The organism is Paucidesulfovibrio longus DSM 6739, assembly GCF_000420485.1.
Lineage (GTDB): Bacteria > Desulfobacterota > Desulfovibrionia > Desulfovibrionales > Desulfovibrionaceae > Paucidesulfovibrio > Paucidesulfovibrio longus.
Map to the genome: position 1 here is coordinate 307,186 of NZ_ATVA01000014.1, position 25,011 is coordinate 332,196.

General features: G+C 65.8%; 24 protein-coding genes. 6 read left to right on the plus strand and 18 right to left on the minus strand.

Annotation, left to right across the window (positions count from 1 at the left end; genetic code table 11):
• Positions 1-50: 50 nt before the first annotated feature.
• The 5 genes from hemW to G452_RS0110620 all read right to left on the minus strand — a co-directional run bounded on the left by hemW (position 51) and on the right by G452_RS0110620 (position 5,251).
• The gene (gene hemW, locus G452_RS19090; protein WP_022662238.1) at positions 51-1,289 is read right to left on the minus strand and encodes a radical SAM family heme chaperone HemW; all 1,239 of its coding nucleotides are present in this window, start codon (positions 1,287-1,289) and stop codon (positions 51-53) included.
• Complete coding sequence (locus G452_RS0110605; RefSeq protein WP_235619611.1) at positions 1,286-1,930, minus strand: flavodoxin family protein; 645 nt, start codon at positions 1,928-1,930, stop codon at positions 1,286-1,288. The genes hemW and G452_RS0110605 overlap by 4 nt, the downstream gene beginning before the upstream one ends.
• Positions 1,908-2,471 (minus strand): epoxyqueuosine reductase QueH, encoded by a 564-nt coding sequence (locus G452_RS19095; protein WP_022662240.1) that lies wholly within the window; start codon positions 2,469-2,471, stop codon positions 1,908-1,910. Before G452_RS19095 ends, G452_RS0110605 begins: the two co-directional genes overlap by 23 nt.
• A 48-nt stretch (positions 2,472-2,519) precedes the next feature.
• Positions 2,520-3,986 carry an Rne/Rng family ribonuclease gene (locus tag G452_RS0110615; RefSeq protein ID WP_022662241.1) on the minus strand — a complete coding sequence of 489 codons (1,467 nt, stop codon included), beginning with the start codon at positions 3,984-3,986 and terminating at the stop codon, positions 2,520-2,522.
• Positions 3,987-4,309: 323 nt separating this feature from the next.
• Positions 4,310-5,251, minus strand: a complete 942-nt coding sequence (locus tag G452_RS0110620) for a radical SAM protein (RefSeq protein ID WP_022662242.1) — start codon at positions 5,249-5,251, stop codon at positions 4,310-4,312.
• A gap of 84 nt (positions 5,252-5,335) precedes the next feature.
• Between G452_RS0110620 and G452_RS19100 the strand changes: the two genes are divergently transcribed.
• Positions 5,336-6,343 carry a tRNA (adenine-N1)-methyltransferase gene (locus G452_RS19100; protein WP_022662243.1) on the plus strand — a complete coding sequence of 336 codons (1,008 nt, stop codon included), beginning with the start codon at positions 5,336-5,338 and terminating at the stop codon, positions 6,341-6,343.
• Positions 6,344-6,388: 45 nt separating this feature from the next.
• Positions 6,389-7,066, plus strand: coding sequence for a PAQR family membrane homeostasis protein TrhA (trhA, locus tag G452_RS0110630; protein ID WP_022662244.1), 678 nt, complete (start codon positions 6,389-6,391; stop codon positions 7,064-7,066).
• Positions 7,067-7,174: 108 nt separating this feature from the next.
• Here the strand turns inward: trhA and G452_RS0110635 are convergent, their stop codons facing one another.
• Positions 7,175-8,158 (minus strand): ABC transporter substrate-binding protein, encoded by a 984-nt coding sequence (locus tag G452_RS0110635; RefSeq protein ID WP_022662245.1) that lies wholly within the window; start codon positions 8,156-8,158, stop codon positions 7,175-7,177.
• Between the two features lie 244 nt (positions 8,159-8,402).
• Here G452_RS0110635 and G452_RS0110640 point away from each other — a divergent pair, with 244 nt between their 5' ends.
• Entirely contained in the window at positions 8,403-8,903 is a 501-nt protein-coding gene (locus tag G452_RS0110640) for a hypothetical protein (protein ID WP_022662246.1), read from the plus strand.
• A 22-nt stretch (positions 8,904-8,925) separates the two neighbouring features.
• Here G452_RS0110640 and G452_RS0110645 read toward each other — a convergent pair whose 3' ends face one another.
• Together G452_RS0110645 and G452_RS0110650 are read right to left on the minus strand one after the other, a co-directional pair.
• Positions 8,926-9,693: an acyl-CoA dehydratase activase gene (locus G452_RS0110645; RefSeq protein ID WP_022662247.1), complete on the minus strand. Its 768-nt coding sequence runs from the start codon at positions 9,691-9,693 to the stop codon at positions 8,926-8,928.
• The gene (locus tag G452_RS0110650) at positions 9,690-10,964 is read right to left on the minus strand and encodes a double-cubane-cluster-containing anaerobic reductase (protein WP_027189177.1); all 1,275 of its coding nucleotides are present in this window, start codon (positions 10,962-10,964) and stop codon (positions 9,690-9,692) included. The genes G452_RS0110645 and G452_RS0110650 overlap by 4 nt, the downstream gene beginning before the upstream one ends.
• A 173-nt stretch (positions 10,965-11,137) precedes the next feature.
• Here G452_RS0110650 and G452_RS0110655 point away from each other — a divergent pair, with 173 nt between their 5' ends.
• Together G452_RS0110655 and G452_RS0110660 are read left to right on the plus strand one after the other, a co-directional pair.
• Positions 11,138-12,007: an AraC family transcriptional regulator gene (locus G452_RS0110655; protein WP_027189178.1), complete on the plus strand. Its 870-nt coding sequence runs from the start codon at positions 11,138-11,140 to the stop codon at positions 12,005-12,007.
• A 55-nt stretch (positions 12,008-12,062) separates the two neighbouring features.
• Positions 12,063-12,968: a DMT family transporter gene (locus G452_RS0110660; protein WP_022662249.1), complete on the plus strand. Its 906-nt coding sequence runs from the start codon at positions 12,063-12,065 to the stop codon at positions 12,966-12,968.
• 10 nt (positions 12,969-12,978) lie between these two features.
• Here the strand turns inward: G452_RS0110660 and G452_RS0110665 are convergent, their stop codons facing one another.
• The 9 genes from G452_RS0110665 to G452_RS0110705 form a co-directional block, all read right to left on the minus strand.
• The gene (locus G452_RS0110665) at positions 12,979-14,019 is read right to left on the minus strand and encodes a TIGR00341 family protein (RefSeq protein WP_022662250.1); all 1,041 of its coding nucleotides are present in this window, start codon (positions 14,017-14,019) and stop codon (positions 12,979-12,981) included.
• A gap of 39 nt (positions 14,020-14,058) precedes the next feature.
• A complete protein-coding gene (locus tag G452_RS0110670; RefSeq protein ID WP_022662251.1) occupies positions 14,059-15,024 on the minus strand; it encodes a phosphotransferase in 966 nt (321 codons plus the stop codon).
• A gap of 380 nt (positions 15,025-15,404) precedes the next feature.
• Entirely contained in the window at positions 15,405-16,625 is a 1,221-nt protein-coding gene (gene dsrP / locus G452_RS19105) for a sulfate reduction electron transfer complex DsrMKJOP subunit DsrP (RefSeq protein WP_022662252.1), read from the minus strand.
• A gap of 12 nt (positions 16,626-16,637) precedes the next feature.
• Positions 16,638-17,441: a sulfate reduction electron transfer complex DsrMKJOP subunit DsrO gene (gene dsrO / locus G452_RS0110680; protein WP_022662253.1), complete on the minus strand. Its 804-nt coding sequence runs from the start codon at positions 17,439-17,441 to the stop codon at positions 16,638-16,640.
• Positions 17,428-17,850, minus strand: a complete 423-nt coding sequence (gene dsrJ / locus G452_RS0110685) for a sulfate reduction electron transfer complex DsrMKJOP subunit DsrJ (RefSeq protein WP_022662254.1) — start codon at positions 17,848-17,850, stop codon at positions 17,428-17,430. The genes dsrO and dsrJ overlap by 14 nt, the downstream gene beginning before the upstream one ends.
• 34 nt (positions 17,851-17,884) lie before the next feature.
• On the minus strand, positions 17,885-19,516 hold the full coding sequence (dsrK, locus tag G452_RS0110690; RefSeq protein ID WP_022662255.1) for a sulfate reduction electron transfer complex DsrMKJOP subunit DsrK: 1,632 nt from the start codon (positions 19,514-19,516) through the stop codon (positions 17,885-17,887).
• 46 nt (positions 19,517-19,562) lie between these two features.
• Positions 19,563-20,585 (minus strand): sulfate reduction electron transfer complex DsrMKJOP subunit DsrM, encoded by a 1,023-nt coding sequence (gene dsrM, locus G452_RS0110695; RefSeq protein ID WP_027189180.1) that lies wholly within the window; start codon positions 20,583-20,585, stop codon positions 19,563-19,565.
• 52 nt (positions 20,586-20,637) lie between these two features.
• Complete coding sequence (locus G452_RS0110700) at positions 20,638-21,168, minus strand: RsbRD N-terminal domain-containing protein (RefSeq protein WP_022662257.1); 531 nt, start codon at positions 21,166-21,168, stop codon at positions 20,638-20,640.
• Between the two features lie 268 nt (positions 21,169-21,436).
• Positions 21,437-22,423, minus strand: coding sequence for a hypothetical protein (locus G452_RS0110705; RefSeq protein WP_022662258.1), 987 nt, complete (start codon positions 22,421-22,423; stop codon positions 21,437-21,439).
• A 111-nt stretch (positions 22,424-22,534) separates the two neighbouring features.
• Between G452_RS0110705 and G452_RS0110710 the strand changes: the two genes are divergently transcribed.
• Positions 22,535-23,116: a VOC family protein gene (locus tag G452_RS0110710; RefSeq protein WP_022662259.1), complete on the plus strand. Its 582-nt coding sequence runs from the start codon at positions 22,535-22,537 to the stop codon at positions 23,114-23,116.
• Here the strand turns inward: G452_RS0110710 and G452_RS20640 are convergent.
• The gene (locus tag G452_RS20640; protein ID WP_051142035.1) at positions 23,109-24,914 is read right to left on the minus strand and encodes a PAS domain-containing protein; all 1,806 of its coding nucleotides are present in this window, start codon (positions 24,912-24,914) and stop codon (positions 23,109-23,111) included. The two genes, G452_RS0110710 and G452_RS20640, sit on opposite strands and share 8 nt — an antisense overlap.
• Positions 24,915-25,011 lie beyond the last annotated feature (97 nt).

The following is a 25,011-nucleotide window of genomic DNA, read 5'->3' on the forward strand; positions in this document are numbered from 1 at the left end:
GCGTATGAATACCTCCGGGTTGGGCAAACGGCAAGCTCTGCCGGGACGAATCAGGTCTTGGGCGGCGGATCGGCCAGGGCCAGGCGTTCGATGATCACGTTGGAAACGGCCATGCCTTCCTTGGTCAGGCGCAGGCGGCCGCGATTGATCTTGATCAGCCCGTTCTGGACCAGGGCCTGGATCATGCGCTCGTTGCTCTTGACCAGGTCGAACCCGGCCAGTTCGCGGTGGCGCTTCAGGTCCAGCCCCTTGGTGGTGCGCAGGGAGAGCATGACCATCTCCACGAGCCGGGTGGCGTCGTCCAGGTCTTCGTAGTCCAGCCCGGCGAAGCCGCCGCGCACGGCCGCGTCGTACTCGTCCATGAAGCGCGGGTTGGTGAAGCGCCGCCTGCCCAGGGTGCTCACGGCGGAAGGGCCGAGCCCCAGGTAGTCGCGGCCTTCCCAATAGCCGGAGTTGTGGCGCGACTGGAAGCCCATGCGCGCGAAATTGGAAATCTCGTATTGCAGGTAGCCCAGGGATTCGAGCAGCTCGGCTCCGTAGACGAACATCTTGGCCTGTTCCTGCTCCGCCGCCAGCTGGAGGTCCACCTCCGCGCTCATGCGGTGCAGCTCCGTGCCCTCCTCGATGCTCAGGCCGTAGCAGGAAAGATGCTCGGCGCCGAGCCGGGCCACGGTCTTGAGCTGGTCCAGCCAGTGCTTGAGCTTCTGCCGGGGCAGGCCCCAGATCATGTCCAGGCTGATGTTGGCGAACCCGGCCTGCCGGGCCATGCCGTAGGCCTCCACGGCCATGCGCGCGGAGTGGGGCCGCCCGAGCCGGGCCAGATCCTCGTCCGAAAGGCTTTGCAGGCCCATGGACAGACGGTTCACGCCCATGGAGAGCAGCCCCCGGAACCAGCTCGCGTCCTGGGCCGAGTCCGGGTTGGCCTCCAGGGTGATCTCCATCTGCTCCGTGAAGGTGAAATGGTCGCGCAGCAGGCCGAGAATGTCGTCGATGTCGCTGAGGGGCATCAGGCTCGGCGTGCCCCCGCCGAAATAGACCGTCTCCAGCCGGGGACGCTCCAGGCGATCGCCCCAAAGCTCGATCTCGCGGTGCAGGGTCTTCAGGTACCAGGCGTAGGTGACCTGGTTGAAGGCTTGGGAATGGAAGGCGCAGTAGCGGCACTTGGAGCGGCAGAAGGGCACGTGCACGTAGAGCAGCAGCGCCTTGCCGGACGTCCTGGGGGGCAGCGGCCCCTTCTTCTTCTTCTTCGGGCCGGGGGATTCCCCGAAAATGCGCGGGGCGTCTGTCATGCTCCGCGCTCCGCGCCAGGCCGGCTCAGAAACCGCCCCAGCTTCCGGCCCAGTTCTTCCGCCTTGGACAGGGCGTTTTCGTGCCCGCGCACGCCGCCCTTGTCGAAGACGCGCAGCACGGCCAGCTCGCCCACGATCTCGTATCCGAGCGCCTCGAGCGGCAGGCGCATGGCCTCCAGGGTCATGCCCATGTCCGAGGCGTCCTCCTGCTCGCAGACGGCCAGGAGCGCAGCGGCCCGGCCCTGGCCCGCAAGGCGGCTGGACCAGCCGCGCGGCCGCGCCTGCATGTCGAAATCGTAATAGCAGTAGAGCCGGTCGATGAAGGCCTTCATCCAGGCCGTGATGTTGTAGTGGTGGGTGGGGCAGGCCAGCACGAGTCCGCGCGCGGCTTCCAGCCGGGGATAGAGCAGCTGCATGCCGTCCAGGAGCCGGGTGCAGGCCTTGGCCGTGCGGCACTGCTCGCACCCGACGCAGGGGCTGAAGGCATACTCGGAAAGGTGGGCCGCGAAGCCCGGCGCGCCTTCGGATTCGGCCCCGCTCAGGGCCGCGCGCAGGAGCAGGTCGGAGTTGCCGCCCCGGCGGGGGCTGCCCGAACAGCCCAAAACAGCGGCAAAGCCGTCAACTGGAGCTATCCCGGTCACGGCGCAGCTCCTTTTGGTAGCGTTCGACCTCGCTGTAGAGGCATCCGCAATACTGCTGGCGGTAGATGCCCATGCGCTTTGATTCCTCGATGCCGCGCTGCCAGCCCGCGCGGAAGTCGCGGTAGAGAAAGGGCACGCCCCCGGCGGCGAGGTCCGCGCAGAGGCCCTTGATGACCTCGTGCTTCTGGTGCCTGGAATAGAGCAGCGTGGAAGTGAAGGCGTCGAAATTGCCGCGCTTGGCGATCTGCACCGCGCGCGAAAGGCGCATCTCGTAGCAGTGGAAGCAGCGGTTGGCCTCGCGGAAGGCCACGGCGCGCATGTAGGCCGCGGGGTCGTATTCCGCGTCGCGCACGATGAGCTTGAAGCCCATGCGCTCGGCGGTTTCCAGGGCCGCGTCGCGCCTGCGCAGGTATTCCTGGAGCGGATGGATGTTCGGGTTCAGGAACAGGCCCGTGACCTCGAAGCCCTCGTCCCGCAGCATCTCCACCGTGGCCACGGCGCAAGGCCCGCAGCAGACGTGCAGGAGCACCCGGCCGCTCATGCCGCGCGCTCCCGCGTTGAAATGCTTTCTCTCCGGTCCGGCATGGCCCTACGCGGAGAATTTGCGGTCGATGATGATGTCGATGCGCGTCTCAAAGCGGCGCTCCAGTTCCATGAGCTTTTCCCGCTTGTGGTTGAGCATGTACAGGGCCAGTTCCTCGTCCAGGGGCATGGGCAGCGGGTTTTGATGGCCGGGCCTGCGGATCTGGCGGAACACGTCCTTGATGACCTGGAGGGACTGCCATTCCATGTTGCGGCGCACGCCCGTGCCTCCGCAGCAGGGGCACGGCTCGGTGGTCACGGCCAGGGCCGAGGAGCCCATGCGCTGGCGCACCAGCTCCATGAGCCCGAACTCGGAAATGCGGCTGACCACGGTGCGCGCCCGGTCGGACTTCATGGCCTGGCGCATGGTCTTTTCCACCTCGCGGCAGTCCTTGGGGCTCTTCATCTCGATGAAGTCGATGACGACCTGGCCGCCGATGTCGCGCAGCTTGAGCTGCTTGGCGATCTCTTCCGCGGCTTCCATGTTGGTCTTGAGCACCATCTTCTGGAAGTTGCGCTCGCCGGAAATCTTGCCGGAGTTGATGTCCACGGCGGTGAGGGCCTCGGTGCCGTCGAACACGAGCTGGCCGCCCGAAGGCAGCGTGACCTCGCGGGAGTATATTTCCTCGATCTGGCGGTGCAGGTTGAAGCGCTCCCAGAGGGTCTTGTCCGGGTCGGTGTGCAGCTTGAGGATCATGGACGTGCGCGGGAAGGCGAGGCGCATGAACTCCTTGATGCTGTCCTCCACTTCCTTGTCGTCCACCCAGACCTCGCTCATCTCCGTGGAAAGATAGTCGCGCACGGCGCGGGTGGCCAGTTCCAGCTCCTGATAGATCAGGGCCGGAGTCTTGGCGCTCTGGCCGCGCTTGCGGATTTCGGCCCAGAGGCGGCTGAGATATTTGTAGTCGCGGGTCAGATCCTGCTTGGTGCGGCCCACGCCCGCGGTGCGCACGATGAGGCCCACGCCCTCGTCGGGCTGGATCTGCTCGATGATCTGCTTGAGGCGGTCGCGCTCTTTCTCGTCCTCGATCTTGCGGGAAACCCCGACTTGGCCCCGGCCGATGGTGTAGACGAAGAAGCGGCCCGGCAGGGAAAGATAGGAGGAGAGAAACGCGCCCTTCTTGCCCGTGGGCTCCTTGACGACCTGGACCAGCATTTCCTGGCCGGGGCGCAGCACGTTCTGGATGGGCGGGTATTTCTGGCCCTTCTGGAGCTTGTAGCCGCCCTGGTAGTATTCGGGGTGGACCTCGTCGATCTGCAGGAAGCCGTTGCGCTCGGCTCCGTAGTTGATGAAGGCGGCCTGGAGGCCCACGTCGATGTTGTGGATGTAGCCTTTGTAGATGTTGCCCTTGGTCTTGGCCATGTGGACCATTTCCACATAGTATTCCGAGACTTTTCCTTCCTCGGCGATGACCACTTCGACCTGTTCGCCCGGAAGGGTGCTGATGAACATTTTTTGACGTTTCGAAACCATGCGTTCCTCGCAGGAAAAAGATTAAAAAATATTGAAATTCGTTACGCCGGGGCGATCCGTCGCCGGGGCGTGCGCGTTTTCCGGTCGCGTTCCGGTGTCCCTTGGAGAAGCTCCGGCCAGGAGGGTGCCCGGCTGGGGAAGGGGGGAGCTTCTCCGCCTGCCGCGTCTGGGCCGACGCGGCCTAGTAAAAAAAATCATTCGGCGGCTTCCGATGCCGACGTCCCGGTACGGACGTTCCGATGCGGATGTCCCGATGCGTGCCGCTCCGGGCGTCCGCGCACTCGTCCCGCGCCGCCGGAACCGGAAGTGCAAAAGCCGGGCCGCTAACGGCCGGAACGGCGCAGGGAATAGAACAGGCCGTCCTCGACCTCGCGCGCGTCCAGCTCGTCTTCCGCGACCAGGGCGTCCAGGAGCCTGCGCACCCGTTCGGGGCCGAGGCCGAGGCCGCCCGCCAACTGTAGTACGGTTTGCGGCCTGCGCGCAAGCGAGGAGCGGAGAGCTTCCCTGGCCTCCTGGTCGGGCAGGTCGCGCTCGCGCGCCTCGGCCCGCAGGTTGCGGCGCTCGTGCGCGCCCAGTGCCGCGCGCCAGCGCGCCAGGGTCGGCGCGTCCACGGCGCGGGCGGAGTCCAGCGTTCCCGGCCTTGTCAGCGTTACCACGTCCACCCGGTCCGGGTCCAGGCGCGGGATGAATTCCGAGAGCAGGCGCAGGTTCTCCTCGGAGTCGTTGAACCCGCGCGCCAGGAGGATCTCCAGGAAGACGGCCCCGGAGAATTCCTTGCGGAAGTCCAGCAGGCCCCGGACGATGGTTTCCGGGCCGAGACCCGGAATGCAACGGTTGAGCCTGCGCATTTCCTGGGGTACGAGTGTATCCAGGGACGGCAGAACCACGTCCGCGAGGCAGAGGTCGCGCCGCACGTCCGGGACGTGCAGCAGCGTGGAGTTGGTCAGCACGGCCACGGGCTTGCCCGGCAGGATTTCCCGCACGCCCCGGATGACCTCGCCGAACTCGGTGTTCAGCGTGGGCTCGCCCGAACCGCCCAGGGTCACGTACTCCGTGTCGCGGCCCTGCGCGGCCCACTGGGCCAGCTCGTCCAGAATGTCGCGGGCCGGAACCCAGGCGCGCCGTTCCAGGGTCAGGGCGCTGGTCGGCCCGACCTCGCAGTAGGCGCAGTCCATGCTGCATATTTTTTCTCGGAGCAGGTCCAGCCCCAGCGAGAGGCCGAGCCTGCCGGACATCACCGGTCCGAAGATGTATGTGAATGCCATGTCGGTTTCCGGGCCGTCTCCGGCTTGACGAGGTGCGGGCCGCTGCCGTACCTGATGGTGCGCACACAGCGCCAGGAGGATACCATGTTGAATTCGGGAGATTTGGTACTGCTCATCAGCCCCAAGGGCAAGCGGTATCTGCATAAGCTCGACCCGCAGGCCGAGGTGCATACCCACGACGGGCGCATCCTCATGTCCGAGGTGGCCGCCGCAGGCTACGGACACCGCGTCCGCACCCATCTGGGCAGACCCTATCTCGTGCTCCGTCCCACTGTGCACGATTTGATCAAGAACGTGAAGCGTTCGACGCAGATCATGTACCCGAAGGAGATCGGCTATCTGCTGCTCAAGCTCGGCGTCGGCCCCGGCTCCACGGTCATCGAGTCCGGCACGGGCTCCGGCGGCCTGACCACGGCCCTGGCCTGGTACGTGGGCGATACGGGCAAGGTCGTCACCTACGAGCGCCGCGAGGAATTCTACAAGCTGGCGCGCAAGAACCTGGAGCGCGTGGGCCTGGCCCACCGCGTGGAGCAGGTCAATCAGGACATTTCCGAAGGCTTCCGGCACAGCGGCGCGCACGCGCTCTTTCTCGACGTGCGCACGCCCTGGGACTACCTGGAGGCCATTCCCTCGGCCGTCATTCCCGGAGCCATGTGCGGCTTTCTGCTGCCCACGGTGAACCAGGTCAGCGACCTGTTGCGCGGGCTGGAGCACGGCCCCTTCCAGGACATCGAAGTGCTGGAAATCCTGGTGCGACGCTACAAGCCCGTGCCGGACCGCCTGCGTCCGGAAGACCGCATGGTCGCGCACACGGGCTTCCTGATCTTCGCCCGCTACATCGAGCCCGACGCCGCGCCCGGCCTGCCCGAATCCGGCGCGGAACAGGGCGAAGCCGCGCCCGCGTGCCCGGAGCTGCCCCAGGAGACCGACGGCGGCACCCTGGAGCTGGAAGACGGCATGGACGCGGAGTTCGGCGTGCCCGAATCCGCCATCGAGGCTCCGCTGGAGACGGCTTCGGACGGGGAAGGCCAGGAGTCCGGGCGCAAGGAACATGTGGAGACCGAAGACAAGGACGTGACGGACGCGCTCTAGCGCGTCCCGCTCGCGGCGCAGCCGCGCGACCGACGGAGGAAGGCCATGACCGCAAGCGTGGAACGGCGAGCCATCTGGGGCCTGCGCGACCCCCTGGCAGGGTTCACGCATCTGCTCGGCGCGCTGGGCGGGATCGTCGCCCTGGTGCTGCTCCTGGTGCGCGCCGCGCACCAGGGCACGGCCTGGCACGTGACCTCCTTCGCCGTGTTCGGCGCGGGCATGATCCTGCTCTACACCGCGAGCACGCTCTACCACTGGCTGCCCTACGGCGAGCGCCGCACTGCCCGGCTGCGCAAGCTCGACCACGTCATGATCTTCGTGATGATCGCGGGAACCTACACGCCCATCTGCCTCGTGCCCCTGCGCGGGGCCTGGGGCTGGTCCATCTTCGGGGTCGTCTGGGGCATGGCGCTGGCGGGCGGCGTGGTCAAGCTCTTCTGGATGGGCGCGCCCCGCCTGCTCTCAACGGGCTTCTACATCGTCATGGGCTGGGTGGCCGTGGTGGGCATCTGGCCGCTGGTCCAGGCGCTTTCCTCGGGCGCGGTCTTCTGGCTCGTGGCGGGCGGGCTGAGCTACACCCTGGGCGGCGTGGTCTACGCGCTCAAGCGGCCCGATCCCTGGCCGCGCGTGTTCGGCTTCCACGAGATCTTCCACCTCTTCGTGCTGCTCGGCAGCTTCTGCCATTTCTGGATGATGTACGCCTACATCGCCCGGCATCCCTGAACGCCTCACGAAAGCCGGCTCTTTCCGCCAAATCTACGGCACTTTGCGTCATCTTTTGCCGCGGGGATTCGCCGTTTTCCGCGTTTCTGGCTGTTTTCCGCGACGGAGTCAGCGGAATTCGGCCCGTGAGCGGATGTCTTCGGGCAGGGTCAGGCCGAAGCGGGCCAACTGCTTCTTGTTGAAGAAGAACGTTCCCTGCTGGTCCATGGAGGCCGAGGGCGGGCGGGGAGTCTTTCCCTCCAGGATGTCCCTGGCGATCAAAGCCGCGAGGCGGGCGTGCTGCTCTCCGAAGATGACGTAGGAGCCGACCGCGCCGTCGTCGCCCACGGCGTAGTCCTGGTAGGCGAAGATCGGGACCGGGCTGTGTTCGGAGGTCCAGCGGATCACCTCTTCCACGGGCACGTACCTTCCGGAGGCGTCCCTCAGGTTGTGGTAGAGGGGCATGGTGATGAAGTCGTATTTCCTATGGCCCAGGATGACCTGCTGCCACTCGGCCCAGTTCGCGGCCATTTCGTATCCGACGCTGACCCTGTCGAGGAAGACCTGCTTCCGGTCCATGAAGTTGACCTCCACGATGGCCCTGGAGGTCGGGCTGTCGTCCATGAGCACGAGCGCCGTCTTCGGGTCGGGGATGATCCTGATCAGGTGGCGGAGCCAGGGAAAAAGCGGCACGCGCTCCAGCACGCCGGTGACGTTGCCGGGGATGCCCTCCCTGAAGTATTTCCGGGGATTGTTGTTGATGCCGAAAAAGACCACGGGTTTTCCGCTGTCGGCCATGCGCGGCCCGAGCAGGCGCAGGGCGTTGTCGTCGCCGAGCATCACGAGGTCGGGATCGACCCGGCGGAAGACGTCCATGGCCGCTTCGGCCCGGCCCGCGAACTCGGATTCCGGAATTCGTTTCGTGTCCAGATACACCATGTCCAGCTGGGCGATTTCGCCGAGGATCTCGTGGATTCCGCGGTCGCACTGAACGGTCCAGGGCATCTCGCGATGGTAGCTGTGGACGACGAGCACCTTGAATTGGCCCGCGTCGGCGTTCCAGGCCGGGAGCATTCCGGCCACGGCCAGCAGAACCGCGATGAGGCGAAGCATGGTCTGACCCCTTGACGTATTTTGCTTCAAATTATGCCAGAACCAGCATGGCGGCAATCATATTTTGGAAAACAAGCCGAAGAATCAAAGGAATCCCATGGTCCGCGCCCGCAGCGCCCCTGTATGGAAAAAGGGGGACTTTCCCGAAGTGCTTGCCCTGGTCGCCGGGGCTCTTTTTTCAGCCAGCTGTTTGTGCTACGCAGGAAGTTCGCAAGCCATTGCGAGAAGGAAGCGTGGAAGACGGATGAAACAGGACAAATTGCGCGATCCGGATCGTTTCGCGGGATGGGGGCGGCGGGCGCTGCCGACGTCTCTTCTGCTCGCGTTTTTCCTGGCGCTTTCGGCTTGGCCCGCTCTGGCCGCCTCGCAGGCGAAGTGGCCCGTGGGCTGCGAATTTCGCGGGCTGAACGAGACGCTCGCCGAGCATCGCGTGGATGCGGATTCCCTGCCCTTGTTCATGGGCGAACTGGCGGGAGAGAGCGAGCTGCTGGCCTCGGCCAGCCTCTATGTGACCGAGGACAGGGACAAGGATGTCCACGGGTTTGAATACCCAACGGGCAAGGCGCGGTTCGTGCTCACGTTGAACCTCAAGGACGGCGTGGTTCTGGAGACGAGGGAAAACGTCTGCTCCTGGGAGCGGCTCGACCGCTGCCTGCGGCGCGAGGTCAAGGACGCGCTGCGCATCTACCGCAACCTGGCGGCCAGGCACGGGGTCAAGCCGGGCTCGCGCATCCTCAATCTCTGATCCTGCCGCGCCGCCTGACGCGCTATTCCAGGCCGAGCAGGGCCGCGCCCACCGCGCCGGTCATGTCCGGCTCGTCCGGCAGCAGCAGGCTCTCGCCCGGCACGAGCCGCAATTCCCCGGCCAGCAGTGCGCGCACGCAGGGATTGTTGGCCACGCCGCCCACAAAGACCAGGGGCGGCGTCAGCCCCACGCGCCTGAGCATGGAGAGCGTGCGCAGGACAATGGCCCGGTGCAGCCCCAGGGCGATGTCCTCCGGCTCCGCGCCCTCGGCCATGAGCGAGGTGGCCTCGGTTTCCGCGAAGACCGTGCACATGCTGTTGATGGTCGGCGGGTTGGTGCCGCGCAGGGCGAACTCCCCGAACTCCTCCACGGGCATCTGGAAGACCGAGGAGGAGTACTCCAGGAATTTGCCCGTGCCCGCGGCGCAGCGGTCGTTCATCTCGAACCGGGCCACGCGCCCGCCCGGCAGCAGGGCGATGGCCTTGGTGTCCTGCCCGCCGATGTCCAGCACGGTGCGCGCCGCCGGGAAAAAATGCGCGGCTCCGGCCGCGTGCGCCTTGATTTCCGTCACTTTTCGCAGCGGCAGCCCCAGGCCGAGCTTCCCGGCCAGTTCGCGGCCGTAGCCCGTGGCCACCAGCCCGTCGGCGCGGATTTCCTCGAGCAGCTTTCGGCATTGCCCCGCCGGGGAAAAGGTCGTGGGCAGGCGGGCCGCATGCACGACCCGCCCGTTTTCCACCACGGCCAGCTCGATGCTCCGCGAGCCGATGTCGAGCCCGGCGACCCGGCTCAATCCAGCGTCTCCACGAAGGCTTCCACGCGGGTCTTGAGCTGCTGCACGTCTTCCATGCTGTAGTCCGTCTCGATGCTCAGGCTGGGGATGCCTTCCGCCGCGAGCGTCTTGTCCAGGCGGATGCTCTCGTTGGCGTAGGGCTGGCAGAAGAGCAGGTTGTACTGGATCACGCCGTCCGCGTTCAGAGTCTTCGCCAGATCCATGACGTTTTCCTGCCGCTCCGTGTTGGGCGTGAAGCAGGCGCAGTCGATCTTCATGTAGCGGTCCGCGATGGCGTCCAGCATTTCATCCAGGGTCGCGCCGGACTCGTCCACGAGGTCGCGCGAGTTGCGCGTGCCGATGCAGGACTCCTCGCCCACGATGACCGCGCCGGAGCTTTCCACGATGTAGGGCAGCTTCCAGTTGGGCACGGCCATGGGACAGCCGGAAAGCAGCAGGCGCGGCGTGCCCGCCTCGGCCACTCCCTCGCCCCTGGCCACGCGGGCCTCCAGCTCGTCGCAGAGCTCGTTCATCTTGGCCGTGAAGCGCACGGGGTCGTCGTAGAAGCTGATCTGGTTCACGAGCAGGGCGTCGCGGCCGGAGATGGGCGCGGGCGAGGCCGCGCGCAGGGCCGTCAGCCGCTGGAGCGCGCGCCGCTTGTCGTTGACGGTCCTGATGGCCGTTGCGAGCCGCTCCGCGGTGATGGTCACGCCCGTGAGCTTTTCGATTTCCTCCTTGTAGCGCAGCACCTCGGCCTTCCAGAGCGCGCGGTCCGCCGCGTTCTTCTGCTGGGGCACCTCCATGACGTGCATGTTCACCAGCTCGCCGAACGGCTCGTAGGCCTTTTTCTTGCCGTCGCAGGTGGTCTCGCCCACGATCAGGTCGCAGGACTCGGTGTACGGGCAGAGCCGGGCCAGCTTGAAGCCGATGAAGGACTTGATCAGGGAGCAGGTGTTGCGCGGAACCATGGTCTCGGCCAGCTCCTTGCCCGCCTCGGCCCCGGCGCAGAGCCCCACCTGCACCGCGTCCGCGGCCAGGGTGATCTCCTCAGGAACGAACACGCAGAAGGTGCCCACGACCTTGCGGCCCTGGGCCTTGGCGTCCTGGATTTCCTTGATGCGCAGCCCGTGCACCTCGGAGAGCACGAAGTCGAGGTATTCGGCCCCGCGCAGGCGGCCCTGCTGGGAAAGATAGATGTCGCCGTAGAATTTGCCGAGCACGTCGAGCAGCGCGTCGTGCGCTTCCAGGTCCAGGTCCAGGCGTTCCCACATTTCCTTATACGGACTCGTCATGGTTGCTCCCCTTGAGGTTTCGCTGGTGATTATCGATGCTCGGCATCATTAATGTCGATGAACGGCCGCGTAAAGCCGGGGAAACTTGCTGTGGCTTTGGCACAGCGCCTTTGCGCGCGTCCGGCGCGGGCTCTTGTCAAACCCGCGCCGGGCGCATAGCTTGGGGCATGTCCATGGACGGAACACGCTGCGCCGCCGGAGGGCGCTCCCGGTCCGAATCCGCCCTGTCCTGGCTGCCGGCCGCGCTTCCGGGCGTGGAGATGCTGCGTGCCAGCTTCGTGCGGCAGAATTTCGCGCGGCATTTCCACCGCCGCTACGCCGTGGGGGTCATCGAACAGGGCGGCATGGCCTTTCGCTATCTGGGGCGCGATCTCGTGGCTCCGGCGGGCAGCGTGAACCTCGTGGTTCCGGGCGAGCCGCACGACGGCCACGCCGCCGTGGACGCAGGCTGGACCTACCGCATGTTCTACCTCGACCCGGACTGGCTGGCGCGGGCCGCCGGGGAGATTTCCGGCCGCGCCCGGGCCGGACTTCCGCATTTCGACGCGGGCGTGCTCGACGATCCGCTCCTGGCCGCGAACATCCGGACGCTGCACGCGGGACTGGAGCGCGGTTCCCTCTCCGCGCTGGAGGCCCAGACCAGGCTCTACGGCCTGCTCATGCGCTGGGTTTCCCGCCACGGCGCGCAGCGGACCGCCTGCCCGCGCGAACCAGGCCGCGAGCCGGAGGCCGTGCGCCGAGCGCGCCTTCTCCTGGAAGAGCGCCATGCCGAGGACGTGGGCCTGGACGAGCTGTCCCGGGCCACGGGCCTGAGCCCCTTTCATCTGGCCCGCGTGTTTTGCCGCAGCGTGGGGCTGCCGCCCCATGCCTACCTGATCCAGGTGCGCGTGCGCCGCGCACGCGCGCTGCTGGCCGGACCGCAGTCCCTGGCGGACATCGCGACCGGCGTCGGCTTTGCGGATCAGAGCCACCTGAACCGCCACTTCAAGCGCATCGTGGGCCTGCCTCCGGGCCGCTGGCGCAAGATCGTTCAAGACCGCTGAGACTCTTTTCGGGCACTATGCCCCTGAATCCGGAACCGCCGGAACAGGGGAATCCATGAATACGAAACCAGAAGGTCTGCTCGGAGCGTATCTGAGCCTTGCCGGGGCCATGCTCATCGTGGGCACGTCCGCCGTGGTGGGCAAGGTGCTCGTGGCCGAGATGCCCGTCGCCCTTTCCCAGGAGCTTCGCTTCGCGTCGGCCCTGCCGTTTCTGCTGTGGCTTGTTCATCGGCGCGAGGGCGGCCTGCCCCGCCTGAGCAGGCGCACCTGGCTCGTGGCGGGTCTCCAGGCCCTGGGAGGAGTGGTCGTTTTCAACGCCTGCCTGCTTTCCGGCCTCAAGCTGACCAGCGCGGGCCACGCAGGCATTCTCACCAGCGTCACGCCCGCGAGCATGGCCGTGGCCGCGTGGCTCCTCTTCGGCGAGCGCATTCGCGGGCGGGCGGGGCTCGGCGTGCTGCTCGCCGTGGCCGGGGTTCTGGCCCTGACCCTGGGCGAGGGAGCGCAGCGCGGATTGAGCGACCCGCTCTCGTTCAGGCTGCTGCTCGGCGATCTGCTCGTGCTCGGCGCCGTGGCCGGGGAAACGCTCTTCCTGCTCCAGCGCAAGTCCGTGCGCGAGCCTGTCAGCCCGTTGGCCTTCAGCGCGGTCATGAACCTCTACGGGGTGCTCTTCTTCCTGCCCCTTGCCGCCGGGCAGGCCGCGAGCTTCGACTTCAGCGCCGTTTCGCTGCGCGGCTGGCTGGCCGTGGGCTGGTCCGGCGCGGCCTTGTCCGTGGCGGCCTATCTGCTCTGGTTTCGGGGAGTGGTGCGGGTTTCCGGCGGGGTGGCGGGCGTGTTCACGGGATTGATGCCCCTGACTGCGGTGACGCTGTCCTGGCTTTTGCTCGGCGAGTCCGTGACCCTGGCGCAACTGGCCGGGTGCGGACTGGTGCTCGCGGCCATCTGGTGCATCAGCCGCGGATGAGACGGCGCTGTCAGGGGCGCGCGTTCAGGAGGATGACCCCGCTGACCGCCAGAAGCAGCACGGCCCAGAAGGCCAGCGCGCGCAGGATCGCCCACTTGGCGGTTTTCTGTTCGGATGAACGCAAGGGCCGCACTCCGCGCAGCGCAAAGGTCACGACCCCGGCCAGATTCAGGCAGACCACGTTCGTCAGGGCCAGCAGCCCGGCCTGTCCGGCAGGGGCGTCCAGCCCTGAGCCCAGAAACAGGCCGCAGGCCGACAGGGGCGGCACCAGGGCCAGGGCCACCATGACCCCCACCAGCGCCGTGGACGCCCCCTGGCTCAGGGAGAGGATTCCGGCCACGCCCGCGGCCAGGGCCAGGGCCACGTCCGAGAGTCCCACGCTCGTGCGGGCGGCCAGCTCCACGCCTTGCGGGTTCGCGCCCAAAATCGCGCCCAGGCCCAGGGCCGGAAGCACGACCAGGAGTATTCCCGCGCCGAGCGTCTTCAGCGAGGCGCGGGCCAGGGGCACGTCTCCGAGCACCGTGGCGAGAGACAGGCCCACGTTCGGTCCGAGCAGCGGGGCGATTACCATGGCGCCGATGACCACGGCCGGAGCGTCGCGCAGCAGGCCGATGGAGGCCACGATGGACGAGAGCGCGGCCAGGAGCGCGTAAAGAAACGTGAGCTGAGCGCCTTCCAGCACGTTGGAGCGCAGCTCCTCGCGGATGACGCCTTCCTTGCGTTCGCCTTCGCCGCTGTTCTTGCCGCTGTTCTTGCCGCCGGATGATTCGTCTTTCTCTTCTTCCGGCTCTTCCAGTCGGGGAATGGTGGCCTGCACGGGATAAATGATGATCCGGAAGCCTTTTTCCCCGGAAAACTTCTTTTCCAGCCGGTCCACCACCTCGGCGGCGGCTTCGGCTTCCAGGAGCATGCGGGCGCGCAGCGGCTTGTCGTCGTTCTCGCAGTCCGTGCACCAGCTCAGGAACTCCTCGCTTTTCAGCTTGTCCAGTTCCGAGATGATCCGGTCCTTTCCCGCGTTGTCCACGATGATTTCCACCAGCCGCAGGCTCATGTGCGCGCTCCTTGCTTTGCCGTCCGCATCATCCGGGCCTTACCCGGTCCAGGCGCGGCGAAGTCCGTCCGCGCGGTCCAATAGCAGTTTCATGTATTCCAGCTCCATGTCCACGAGGTCGCGCTCCTTTTTGCGCAGCCACTCCGAAAGCCAGGCCAGGCGCAGCAGGGCCGTGCATTCCGGGAGCAGCTCCCATGCGCCCGGGGCGAGGTATCCCGCGTTCCGCAAGGTTTCCGTCAAGCGCAGCGCCAGCGGGCCGGTCAGCCCGTCGGGATGTTCGAAGCCCAGGCAGCCGAGCAGGTTGGCAAGATCATAGACTTCTGGCTTCAGGCCCAGGAATTCCCAATCGATGACCGCGACCGCGTCCCGACCCTGCCAGAGCACGTTCAACGGGTGCAGATCGCCGTGCTGGAGCCGCATGGGCAGGGCGCGGCACTGCGTCATGGCCGTTTCCAGCCGGGGGAAGAGCCGCTCCAGGACCGCGTGCGTATCGGGCGAGCGCAGGTGCGTCGTGGCGAGCAGGTCGGCCGCGTACGCGGACAGTTCCGGCAGACCGCGCTGGGCCGCTGCAAGGTCGTTCAGAAGGGTCGGGGGCAGGGCGCGCGAAGCGTCCTGGAACGCGAGCATGAACCCCGCCAGGGACGCGCCGCGCGCGGCCTCGCCCAGATAGTCGGGCCGGGGCAGTTCGTCGGAAAGGACATAGGGGGAAAGCTGCCAGCGCATGCCTGCGATTTCCGCGCTGCGGCCGCCCTGGGACGATTTCCGGAAAGCCGGGATCATGGCCCTGTCCTGGGCGGGAAAGCGGTCTTGCAGGGCCTGGAGCACGGCGGCAATGGCTTCTCGGCGGGGCGTCTGCCGGGCCGCGAGCCGCTCCAGCAGCCAGAGGCGGCCGGAGGTGTCTTCCAGGACCGAGCGGGAAACGCAGCGTTCCGGGCTGCCCGGCACGGAAAGCTCGTGGCGGCGGCGAGCCGTGCGCAAGCCGAAGAATTCGAGGGGATCGAGCATGAACGGAGATTGCCACAGGAGCGCGGGAAGGGAAAGGCGGGAAGAGGAAGGCGGGAAGGGGAAGGCAATTGCCTCCGGCGGCCAAGGGGCCCGCGGCCCCTTGGATCCCCGTTCTGCGTTGCGGGCCGATGCTGCGCATCCGGCACGCAACGCGGAAGGGTTCTTTCGAGAAGAGGCAGTCTTCTGAGCAGTTCAACGGTAAGGATAGTGCTCGACGCGCAAAACGCCGTCCGGCGTTTTGCCGAGGAAAGTCTTTGGAAAGGGGGTCCGGGGGAAGAACCTGTCTTCAGAAAGGTTTTCCCCCGGAAGCTCTGCGCACAATAAAAAGGGCCGCTTTCCGGAGAAAGCGGCCCTGGGGATCAGCGAGGTGGGAAGTGGGGTTAGTGGGCTTCCGCGACCTCGGCCTCGGCGTCGTCCACCGGGCCGGGCACTTCGCCCTGCTGGGATACTTCCAGTTCCTGCTTCACGCTCGTGGCGACCTTGAACAGGACGGTGATGACCAGTCCGCCGATGGCGAAGACCATCATGGAGATGGCGATCTCCTGCCAGCTCGGCCAGTAGGAGGTCACGCCCTCGAACATGTTCGGGGTGAAGCCGCCGATCATGAGTCCCAGGCCCTTGTCGATCCAGGTGGCGATCACGAGGATGAGCAGGGCGATGGGCAGCAGGGTCTTGTTTTCCCGCAGCTTGGGCGGAATCAGAATGGCCAGGGAGATCACCGAACCGGCCACGAAGGTCCACATCCAGGGCACCAGGGTGGTGTTGCCGTCCAGGCCCACGAACAGGAATTCGATCGTGTGCATGTGGCCGGGGATGTTGGAGTAGAACGCGGTGAACACTTCCAGCAGGAAGAGGAAGATGTTCACGCACATGGCGTAGGTGATGGTCCGGGCGATGTTCTTGGTGGCATCCCAGCCCGGCTCGAACTGGGTGGTCTTCTTCACGACGTAGAGCAGGAGCAGCAGGATGGCCGGTCCGGCGCAGAACGCGCTGGCCAGGAAGCGGGCGGCCAGCACGGCGGTGAGCCAGAAGTGGCGGCCGGGAAGGCCCTGGTACAGGAACGCCGTGACCGTATGGATCGAGAAGGCCCAGACGATGGACAGGTAGGCCACGCTCTTGACCCACTTGGGGTGCGGCTGGTTGCGCAGGTCGGTGCCCAGGCAGGTCCAGCCCACGATCAGGTTGATGAACAGGTAGCCGTTGAGCACGATCATGTCCCAGAACAGGATCGAGTTCGGCGTCGGATGGAAGATGATGTTCAGCATGCGCTGGGGCTGGCCGAGGTCGACCACGACGAAGAGCATGCACATCAGGCACGCGGCGATGGCGAGGAACTCACCGAAGATCACCAAGTGCTTGTATTTTTTGTAGTGGTGGAAGTAGTAGGGCAGCACGATCATGACGCCGGAGGCGGCCACGCCGACCAGGTAGGTCAGCTGGGCGATGTAAAAGCCCCAGGACACGTCGCGGCTCATGTCGGTCAGCTGCAGACCGACGGTCAGCTGCCAGGCCCAGACGGCCCCGCCGGCAGCGATGACGACCAGGAGGAAGAGGATCCAGCCCCAGTATTTGGGGCCACCTTTCAAAGCTCTCTCTAACATCTCACCCTCCCCTTAGATGATGTAGTAGACGCTCGGTTCGGTACCGAGGCTGGGCTTGCGCCGAATCGTGAACGTCTCGCGCAGCACCTGACGGACGTCGGAGTTCTCATCGCGAAGGTCGCCGAAAACCATGGCGCCGGGAGCGAGCTCGTTGGCCTTTTCCACGCAGACGGGCTGCATGCCTTGGGCCAGCCTGTCCACGCAGAAGTTGCACTTCTCGACGACGCCCTTGGTCCGGGTCGGGAACTTCGGGTTCGGCTCGTGGATATACGGGCGCGGGTCCATGAAGTTGAAGCTGCGCGAGCCGTACGGGCAGCCTGCCATGCAGTAGCGGCAGCCGATGCAGCGATGGTAGTCCATGGCCACGATGCCGTCCGGGCGGCGGAAGGTCGCCTTGGTCGGGCAGACGCGCACGCACGGCGGGTTTTCACAGTGGTTGCACAGCAGCACGTATTCGCGGCTCATGACTTCCTCGGCCGGGAAGTTGTTGTGCTTTTCCGTGAAGACGGCGTGGAAATGGTCGCCCCAGATCCACTTCATCCCCTGCTTGGAGAGGTTGCCGTTCTCGTCCACGATGTGGGGCACGTTGTGCCAGGAATGACAAGCCTTTTCCAATTCCTCGATCTGTTCCTTGGTGTTCAGCTTGGTCGTGTCGATGACCATGGCCCACTGGGCCGCGTGAACGGCTTCGGGCGCAACCTTGGGCCCGCTGGCGGCGGCGCCTCCGGAGGCGAAGCTCAGGGCCGGGCTGAGGCACAGGCCGGCCGCAGCCGAGGCTCCGGCGAACTTGAGGAAGCTTCTCCTAGTGCGTTTCATTGTACCCCTCCGGCTGAATGTGGCAGTCCCAGCAGTAGGGGGAAACCGCGGCGGCCGTGTGGCACTTGTCGCAGAAGTCCTTCTTGCTGGTGTGGCACTTCATGCAGGTTTTCTGCAGGCTGATCTCAAAGGTTTCGCCACGCTCGTTGGTGTAGGCGCGCTCGCCGTCGCGCAGCGCCCAGTCGCGCCACTCGTCCAGCAGCTGCATGTGGTTTTCCCGCATGAACTGGGTGGACTCGACGCATGCGAACGTTTTGAAACCGGCGGCCTTGACCTCGGCTTCGGTGGGAAGCTTCGGTTCCGGGCCTTTGTAAGCCTCGCTGGGCGCATTGAACCACAGCGGGAACGTAACCAGCCCGAGGAAGATGATCAGGCCGGCGAAGATAGGCATACCGTAGTGGAATTTCATCTAATATTCCTCCTGGTGGGGCAGGGCCCGCAGGTTAGACCTCGTCCTCGAAGCCTTTGAGGGGCTCCTGACGCAGATCCATGGTGCGTTCGTGTTCGCCTTCCAGGATCAGGGCGTTGCCCACGAGTTCGTGCACGCCGCTGACCTGAACGCCCGGAGCCCAGTAGTTGGACAGCGGGATCAGCGTCGCGCGGTCGATGGCGCAGACGCAGGACAGGGTGTTCACGTCGTGCTTTTCCTGGACGTGGGCGAGGGCCTTGCCGCGGGGCATGCCGCCGCGCAGGCGGATGTCCATGATCTCGTCCGTGTTCAGACCGGAGCCGCCCGCGCAGCAGTAGGTCATTTCGCGGATGGTGTTCGAGGGCATCTCGAAGAAGTGGTTCGCGCAGGCCTTGATGACCTCGCGGGGTTCGTCGAGCAGGCCCATGCCGCGCGCCGGGTTGCAGGAGTCGTGGAAGGTGATCCTGCGGTGGTCGTTGCGGCTCTTGTCGAACTTGAGCTTGCCGTGCTTGATCAGGTCCGCGGTGAACTCGGTGATGTGCACCATCTTGGTGGCGGCGGCGTTCTTGAAGACCGTGCCGGTGATGGGGTTGACCGGGGTGGTCATCTGCGGGCCCTGGATCTCGCCGTTCATGGTGTCCATGTACTGGTTGATCACGCGCCACATGTGGCCGCACTCGCCGCCGAGGATCCACTTGCAGCCGAGGCGGTTGGCTTCGGCGTACATCTTGGCGTTCAGCTTCTTCATGGTCTCCGAGGAGGTGAAGAGGCCGAAGTTTCCGCCCTCGCTGGCGTAGGTGGACCAGGTGTAGTCCAGATCCAGGTAGTGGAAGAGGATCAGGTAGCCCATGAAGGTGAAGATGCCGGGGTCGGCAAAGGCGTCGCCGGAAGGCGTGATGAACAGGATCTCATGGCCGGGCTCGTTGAGCGGGGCCTTGACGCGCACGCCCGTGACCTCTTCGATGTCGTCCACCATGAAGTCCATGATGTCCTTGAAGGCCTGGGGCTGGATGCCGAGGTGGTTGCCCGTGCGGTTGCAGTTGGCCACCGGCTCGAGAATCCAGTTGATGTTCAGGCCGACCAGGTGCATCAGCTCGCGGGCCATCATGGTCACTTCCGCGGTGTCGATGCCGTAGGGGCAGAACAGCGAGCAGCGACGGCATTCCGTACACTGGTAGAAGTAGATGAACCACTCCTTGAGCACGTCCTCTTCCATGACGCGGGAGCCGGTCAGCTTGGTGAGGATCTTGCCCGCCAGGGTGAAGTCCTTGCGGTAGATGGAGCGCATCAGCTCGGCGCGCAGAACGGGCATGTTCTTCGGGTCGCCGGAGCCGATGAAGTAGTGGCACTTGTCGGCGCAGGCGCCGCAGCGCACGCACACGTCCATGAACAGCTTCAGGGAGCGGTATTTTTCAAGGCGCTCGTGGAAGCCCTGATGGATGATGTCCCGCCAGTTCGGGGGCAGCTTCCAGTCTTCGTCGCTGGGAACCCACTCGCGCGGGTTGGCCAGGGGCAGACCCTCGCCGATCAGGTACTTCACGATCTCGGGCTTGCCGGGGTAGGCCCAGTTGCCCGCAGACGTGTCCGCCTTGAGGTCCATCCAGCTGGTGGACGGCGGATTGTAGTCGAGGCCCTTGATGAGCTCTTCGGGTTTCATTTTCGCCATATTGTCATCTCTCCGTAGTTGTTTGTCCGACAGACGACTGACCCGTCTAGCCTTCCTCGCCGCGGTTGGCGGGGTCGACCACCGGCAGGCCGGCTTCATGCATGGCCGGTCCGAAATCCTTCTCGTACGCCTCGTAGGAATGCGGCTTGATCGCCGGGTTCCAGGGGTTCTCGTGGTGCTTGATGCGCGAGTCGTTGGGCAGGTTCCGCGTCGGGGACAGGAACACGCCGCCCAGGTGCATCAGCTTGGAGAACGGGAAGTAGACCAGCAGGGTGCTGACCAAAAAGACGTGGACGTAGAAGGAAATGCCGATCTGCGCGAAGGGCAGATCCGCGTAGTGGAAGGTCACCAGACCCATGGTCACGGCCTTGATGGCCACGACATCCACTTTGGCGAAGTAGCGCATGTAGATGCCGGAGAGCGCGATGCCCAGGATGAGCAGCAGCGGGAAGTAGTCCGTGAACAGGGAGATGTAGCGGATGCGCGCGTCCCAGAGCCTGCGGACGAGCAGCAGGCTGACGCCCGCCACGAGCAGCAGATCGGAAAGATACAGGCGCGGAACGCCGACCTGGAGGATGCCGTCGCCGAATTCCAGGGCCGTGAAGAAGAAGGGCACCGGATCGGTGAAGAGCCTCATGTGGCGGACGGCCACGATGAAGAACCCGTAGTGAAAGAGGATGGCGAAAAGCCAGAGCCATTTGGCCGAGGCGTAGCCGAGCACTCCGGTTTCCTTGTTCAGCTGCACCTTGGTGTTGCGGAACAGGGAGCGGAAGGCGAACACTTCAAGCAGCATGCGCATGAAGGTCTGGGCCCCGGTGGAGGGGTTGTCCCATTTGTTCTGCTTGATCCAGCTCAGGGACTGCTGCTGTCCGCCCGTGGTCGGGATCCGGAACGGAACAGGGCTACGCGTCCATTTGAAAATTTTGTAAACGAATCCTGCCAGGAAAATGATGATCGCCGTTGTCGGGACGCACACCGCGAAGAAAAACTCCAGGTGCGCGGAACCGACCCCAAGCAACGGGATCAGCACCAGCAGAAAGACGAAAACGAGTGAGTACATTGCAGTCATCTACCGTCACCTCGCTTCTATTTTCGGTACGGGCAACCCCTTCGCCCGAACCTTACCGTTCGTCGGCCCCAGCGGCCGGACTGTCCACGATCATGCGCGCGCGGCGCAGAAGATTGTACTGGGCGCGCTTGACCTCTTCGACCCGCAGGCTGAAAATCTGCTCGCGGGTCTGGCTGTAGAGGTCGAAGGCGATCAGTCCCATGTTGTCGATGCGCGTTTCCATGGCCATGAGTTCGGCGAGTTCGCCGGATTCGGCCAGTTCCTTCAGGTAGGCGTCGCGCAGAACCTTCTTGAGCAGGTAGACGAAGCAGAGTGCCTGCGACGGCTTGAAGTTCTGCACCGAGCGGATGCGGACCAGGGCTTCCAGCGCCCCCGCGACCTGCTCGGCGTCGTCCCAGGCCAGAAAGGCGTCGAAAAGGTCTTGCGCCGCCTCAAGAATGGCCATGCCCACGGGGTTGGCGAAACGGTCGGTCTGCTTGCGCCAGACCGCCTGCGTCTCGGGCGGATAGGTGCCCAGGATCAGGTCGGCCCAGCCGCTGACGAGTTTCGCCCTGTCCTGGGCCAGACGATCAGAAAAGTCCATCAGCTCCCTCTCTCCCGCGCACGAAGGGCGGAACGACGAATCGGCGTCCCGCCTTGCTTTCGCCATTTTCGACCCTATGGCGAAATTTGTGAAAATACTCACGTATAAAACACATGCATGTATTCCAGATACCCCTGGAAACGTCAAGCGGTTCTGCCGTCTACCCTCGGTGGATCGCACCATGTGGAACGGTTTTCCGGCCCCTGGCGCGTCTTGCGCGGGCCGGGCCGAGCGATTGTCCGCTACGCCGTGGTTGCGGCGCGCCTTTTCAGCGGGCTTTTGTCGGCGCGTCCTCGGCGCAGGGCAGGGCGAAGACCGCGCTGCGCAGCCGGGGATATCCCGAATATAGTCCCCAGCGCAAGACTTCCAGGCAAGAAAGCCCGCGTTCGGCCGCGCGGCGTTCCAGAAGCGCCGCCGTGGCGGGCTTTCCGTCCACGGCGAGGACCACGTCCGGCCAGGCCGGGCGCATTCCCTCCGCGTCCGGCTCCAGCGGCCAGGAGAGCACCAGCGCGCCGCCGGGAACGCCCAGGATCGTTGCCTGGGCCCGGGTCAGGTCCGTGAACAGGGGGCGGGCCGTGCTGGGCGTCGAGCCGCCGAAGGCGCGGGAAAGGGTGAAGAGCGCGTCCGCGAGCAGCGTCTGGGTTTTCCCGTCCGGGGCGGCCAGCTCGGTGGTCCTGCCGGATTCGTGCAGCACGCGCACCCGCCATTCCTCGCTTTGGCCGCCGCCGGGAGTCTCGGCCAGGACGCGGTGCAGCCGGAGGTCGTCCACGCGGTCCAGCGGCAGGACCAGCGCGCTCTCGCGGCGCACGGCCACGCGCTGCGGCGGTCCGGCCTCCTCCTCGCAGAAGGGCATGCACAGGCCCACGGGCCAGCGTTCGATCATGGGCGTGCGCCACTCGTATTCGGTCCAGCCGAGCTTGAAGGTCAGCAGGCGCGGCGTGGAAAACAGCACCTCGACGCGGCTTTCCGGTCTTCCCGGAACGCGCAGCAGCGGGGCCGTATCGACCAGGGCGCGGCGGGCCGCCTCTGTCCCGGCCATGCTCCGGGGCTGCCAGGCCACGCGGCCCGGATCGACTTCCGCGGGCCACTCCGGTCCCAGGGGCAGCGGCTCCGGCGGTGCCTTGGGCAGGCAGCCGGACAGCAGGGAGGCGAGCAGGGCGACGAGCAGGAAGGCGAGGCTCGTGGACAGACGCGGACGCTTCGGCGCGCGGCGCGGCGCGTTCCCTGGCCGGAGGAGTGCGGGTGGGTTTTTCATTCCATGACTCTAGAAGCCGCGCAGGGCAATGGCAAGCGTCCATTTCCGGGGCGGGTTGTCCTTCCCGGCGGGAAGCTGCTATGCTTTTCGAAACATGGAGGAACATCGCCGATGACCACGTATACGGGCGTCAACCATCTGGCCATGGCCACGGGCGACCTGGACCGGACCATCCGCTTCTGGCGCGACCTGCTGGGCATGCGCATGGTGGCCGGGCTGGGCCGCGCCGGCTACCGTCATTATTTCTTCGAGATTTCCGCCACGGACATGATCGCGTTCTTCGAATGGCCCGACGTGGAGCCGGGACCGGAAAAGGACCACGGCGCTCCCGTGGCCGGACCGCACACCTTCGACCACGTTTCCATCGGCGTGGCCTCGGACGAAGACCTCTGGGAACTCAAGGACAAGCTGGACGCGGCCGGATTCTGGGTTTCCGAGATCATCGACCACGGCTTCATCCATTCGCTCTATTCCTTCGACCCCAACAACATCGCCATCGAGTTCAGCGCGAGCGTGGCCGAGATGGACGTGCGGGCGCGGCCCGTGCTCATGGACAAGGATCCCACGGACGTCGCCCGGGAGGGGGCGGAGCCCCGGTCCGGCCAATGGCCGCCGGTGACGGATCCCCTGCCGCGCGGGCAGCGGCGCATCTACGAGGGCATGGGGTCGGAGTTGGCGGAAGGGTTCAAGTAGATTCGGCCCGCGCGGGCAGCCGCACGGTCACGGTGGTCCCGTCGGCCTCGGAGGTCCGCATCTCGATCTCGCCGCCCAGAGTCCGGGTGATGAGCCGTGCGGAATAGGTGCCCAGGCCCGTGCCCTGGCTCTTGCCCGCCGTGGCGTACTTTTCGAAGAAGTTGCCGCGCACGGCCGGAGGCACGGTGCCGTGGTTGTGCACGCGTATCCGGACGATCCCGTCCACGTCCTCCAGGTGCAGGGTCACGCTGCGCCCCTGGGGCGAGGCTTCCACGGCGTTCTTGACCAGATTGGAAAGCATGGTCTGGAGCAGGAAGGGGTCGCCGTCCACGAGCAGGCGGTCGCTGGTCCAGGCGGGCCTGTCCCCGGCGATGATGGCGAAGCCCACGCCGCAGCGTTGCAGGATTTCGGCCAGTTCCCGGTTCACGGCCCGGCCCACCTCCACGATGTCCACGGTCCTGGGGCGCAGCACGTATTTGCCCGTTTCCATGCGGAACATGTCCTGGTGGCGGCGGACCATGGTCAGCACGCGGTTGGTGGTCCGTTCGATCTCCTGGAGCACGAAGCGTTGCGGCGGGAGCAGGTTCTCGTCGTCCTTGAAGGCGCGGGCGGCGGTGGCCGCCGCGGCCAGGGGCGTCTGGAGGTCGTGTCGCAGGATGCGCTCCACGTCGCGGCGCATCTGCTCCATGCGTTTTTGTTCGGTGACGTCCTGGACTGCGCCGATGAGCCGCTGGGGGGAGCCGTCCGGTCCCCGCTCCACATTGGCCCGGCAGTGCGCCTGTCGGATTTCTCCGCTCGCGCGGACGATGCGGAAGACCATTTCGAACGGCTCGCCGTTAATGCGGGCGTTTCTGTGCCTGGCTTGCAGTTCGGGCCGGTCGTCCGGGTGAATGTGGCCCAGCACGAGGTCCAGGGTCGGCTCCGCCGCGCCGGGCGCATAGCCGAAGAGGCGGTAGGTCTGGTCGGACCAGTAGATTTCCCCGCTTTCGAGGCCGTGCTCGAAGCAGCCGAAGAGCGCGATCTCCTGCGCGCGGTCCAGCCGGGCCTGGCTGAGGCGCAGGGCGTTTTCCGTGAGCTTCTGCTCGGTCACGTCGATGAGCGAGACGACCACGCGGCCCGAGGAGAGCGGGTCGTCCAGAAGCTGGAAATGAATGGTCAGGTAGCGCGGGGAGCCGTCCAGGGCGCGGTGGGTGATCTCGCCGTGAAACTCGCGCCCGCCCTCGGCCAGCACGGCCATCTCCTCGCCGAAGACGGCGTGGGATTCCTCGGTGAGCACCTGGGGCAGCCCGGCGAAGAGCGCTTCCTTGTCCGGGGCCTTGAGCAGATCCAGCGTGGCCTGGTTCACGTTCAGGATCTTGACCCGGCGGGCGCATTCGTCCAGTCCTTCGGGGTGGGCGGCGAAGTGGGCGCGGAAATCGCGAACCCCCTGGTCCTTGAGTTCCTCGAAGTAGGCGAAAAGCTCGGAGAGATCCTCCTCCCAGAGGGAGATGGGCGTGCTCTCGAAAAGCCCCTGGTAGCGGTTTTCGCTGCGGCTCAGGGAGCAGAGCCGGGAAAGATCCTCCCGCAGGAAAAACTGGGCGGGCTCCACGCCGAAGACCTCGGCCAGCCGGACGATGACCTCGAAGGACGGCGAGGCCAGGCCGCGCTCCATCTTGGAAATGTACACGCCGGTGACCCCGGCCCGCTCGCCCAGGGCGGCGCGGCTGAGTCCGGAGGCGTTGCGCAGGCGCAAAAGCTGTTTTCCAAACAGCAGTTTCAGGTTCAGAACCTGCTGCCGGGAAGCTGAAGTCTCGTGCATGATATCCCTCAGTGAGGGCGATAATATGAATAGTTCAAGTTTGGCAACTGGATTCGTGTTACATGGAATTTTGCACCGCGGCAGGCGCGCCGCGCAG

Bases quoted from the DNA above. Each gene is read 5' to 3' on its own strand.
- G452_RS0110655 (WP_027189178.1), top strand. From the start codon at position 11,138: ATGGACGGAACACGCTGCGCCGCCGGAGGGCGCTCCCGGTCCGAATCC.
- G452_RS0110615 (WP_022662241.1), bottom strand. From the start codon at position 3,986: ATGGTTTCGAAACGTCAAAAAATGTTCATCAGCACCCTTCCGGGCGAA.
- G452_RS0110635 (WP_022662245.1), bottom strand. From the start codon at position 8,158: ATGCTTCGCCTCATCGCGGTTCTGCTGGCCGTGGCCGGAATGCTCCCG.
- G452_RS0110640 (WP_022662246.1), top strand. From the start codon at position 8,403: ATGAAACAGGACAAATTGCGCGATCCGGATCGTTTCGCGGGATGGGGG.
- G452_RS20640 (WP_051142035.1), bottom strand. From the start codon at position 24,914: ATGCACGAGACTTCAGCTTCCCGGCAGCAGGTTCTGAACCTGAAACTG.
- trhA (WP_022662244.1), top strand. From the start codon at position 6,389: ATGACCGCAAGCGTGGAACGGCGAGCCATCTGGGGCCTGCGCGACCCC.
- G452_RS0110710 (WP_022662259.1), top strand. From the start codon at position 22,535: ATGACCACGTATACGGGCGTCAACCATCTGGCCATGGCCACGGGCGAC.
- G452_RS19100 (WP_022662243.1), top strand. From the start codon at position 5,336: ATGTTGAATTCGGGAGATTTGGTACTGCTCATCAGCCCCAAGGGCAAG.
- dsrJ (WP_022662254.1), bottom strand. From the start codon at position 17,850: ATGAAATTCCACTACGGTATGCCTATCTTCGCCGGCCTGATCATCTTC.
- G452_RS0110650 (WP_027189177.1), bottom strand. From the start codon at position 10,964: ATGACGAGTCCGTATAAGGAAATGTGGGAACGCCTGGACCTGGACCTG.
- G452_RS0110665 (WP_022662250.1), bottom strand. From the start codon at position 14,019: ATGAGCCTGCGGCTGGTGGAAATCATCGTGGACAACGCGGGAAAGGAC.
- G452_RS0110700 (WP_022662257.1), bottom strand. From the start codon at position 21,168: ATGGACTTTTCTGATCGTCTGGCCCAGGACAGGGCGAAACTCGTCAGC.
- hemW (WP_022662238.1), bottom strand. From the start codon at position 1,289: ATGACAGACGCCCCGCGCATTTTCGGGGAATCCCCCGGCCCGAAGAAG.
- dsrM (WP_027189180.1), bottom strand. From the start codon at position 20,585: ATGACTGCAATGTACTCACTCGTTTTCGTCTTTCTGCTGGTGCTGATC.
- G452_RS0110670 (WP_022662251.1), bottom strand. From the start codon at position 15,024: ATGCTCGATCCCCTCGAATTCTTCGGCTTGCGCACGGCTCGCCGCCGC.
- dsrK (WP_022662255.1), bottom strand. From the start codon at position 19,516: ATGGCGAAAATGAAACCCGAAGAGCTCATCAAGGGCCTCGACTACAAT.
- dsrO (WP_022662253.1), bottom strand. From the start codon at position 17,441: ATGAAACGCACTAGGAGAAGCTTCCTCAAGTTCGCCGGAGCCTCGGCT.
- G452_RS0110705 (WP_022662258.1), bottom strand. From the start codon at position 22,423: ATGAAAAACCCACCCGCACTCCTCCGGCCAGGGAACGCGCCGCGCCGC.
- G452_RS0110620 (WP_022662242.1), bottom strand. From the start codon at position 5,251: ATGGCATTCACATACATCTTCGGACCGGTGATGTCCGGCAGGCTCGGC.
- G452_RS19095 (WP_022662240.1), bottom strand. From the start codon at position 2,471: ATGAGCGGCCGGGTGCTCCTGCACGTCTGCTGCGGGCCTTGCGCCGTG.
- G452_RS0110660 (WP_022662249.1), top strand. From the start codon at position 12,063: ATGAATACGAAACCAGAAGGTCTGCTCGGAGCGTATCTGAGCCTTGCC.
- dsrP (WP_022662252.1), bottom strand. From the start codon at position 16,625: ATGTTAGAGAGAGCTTTGAAAGGTGGCCCCAAATACTGGGGCTGGATC.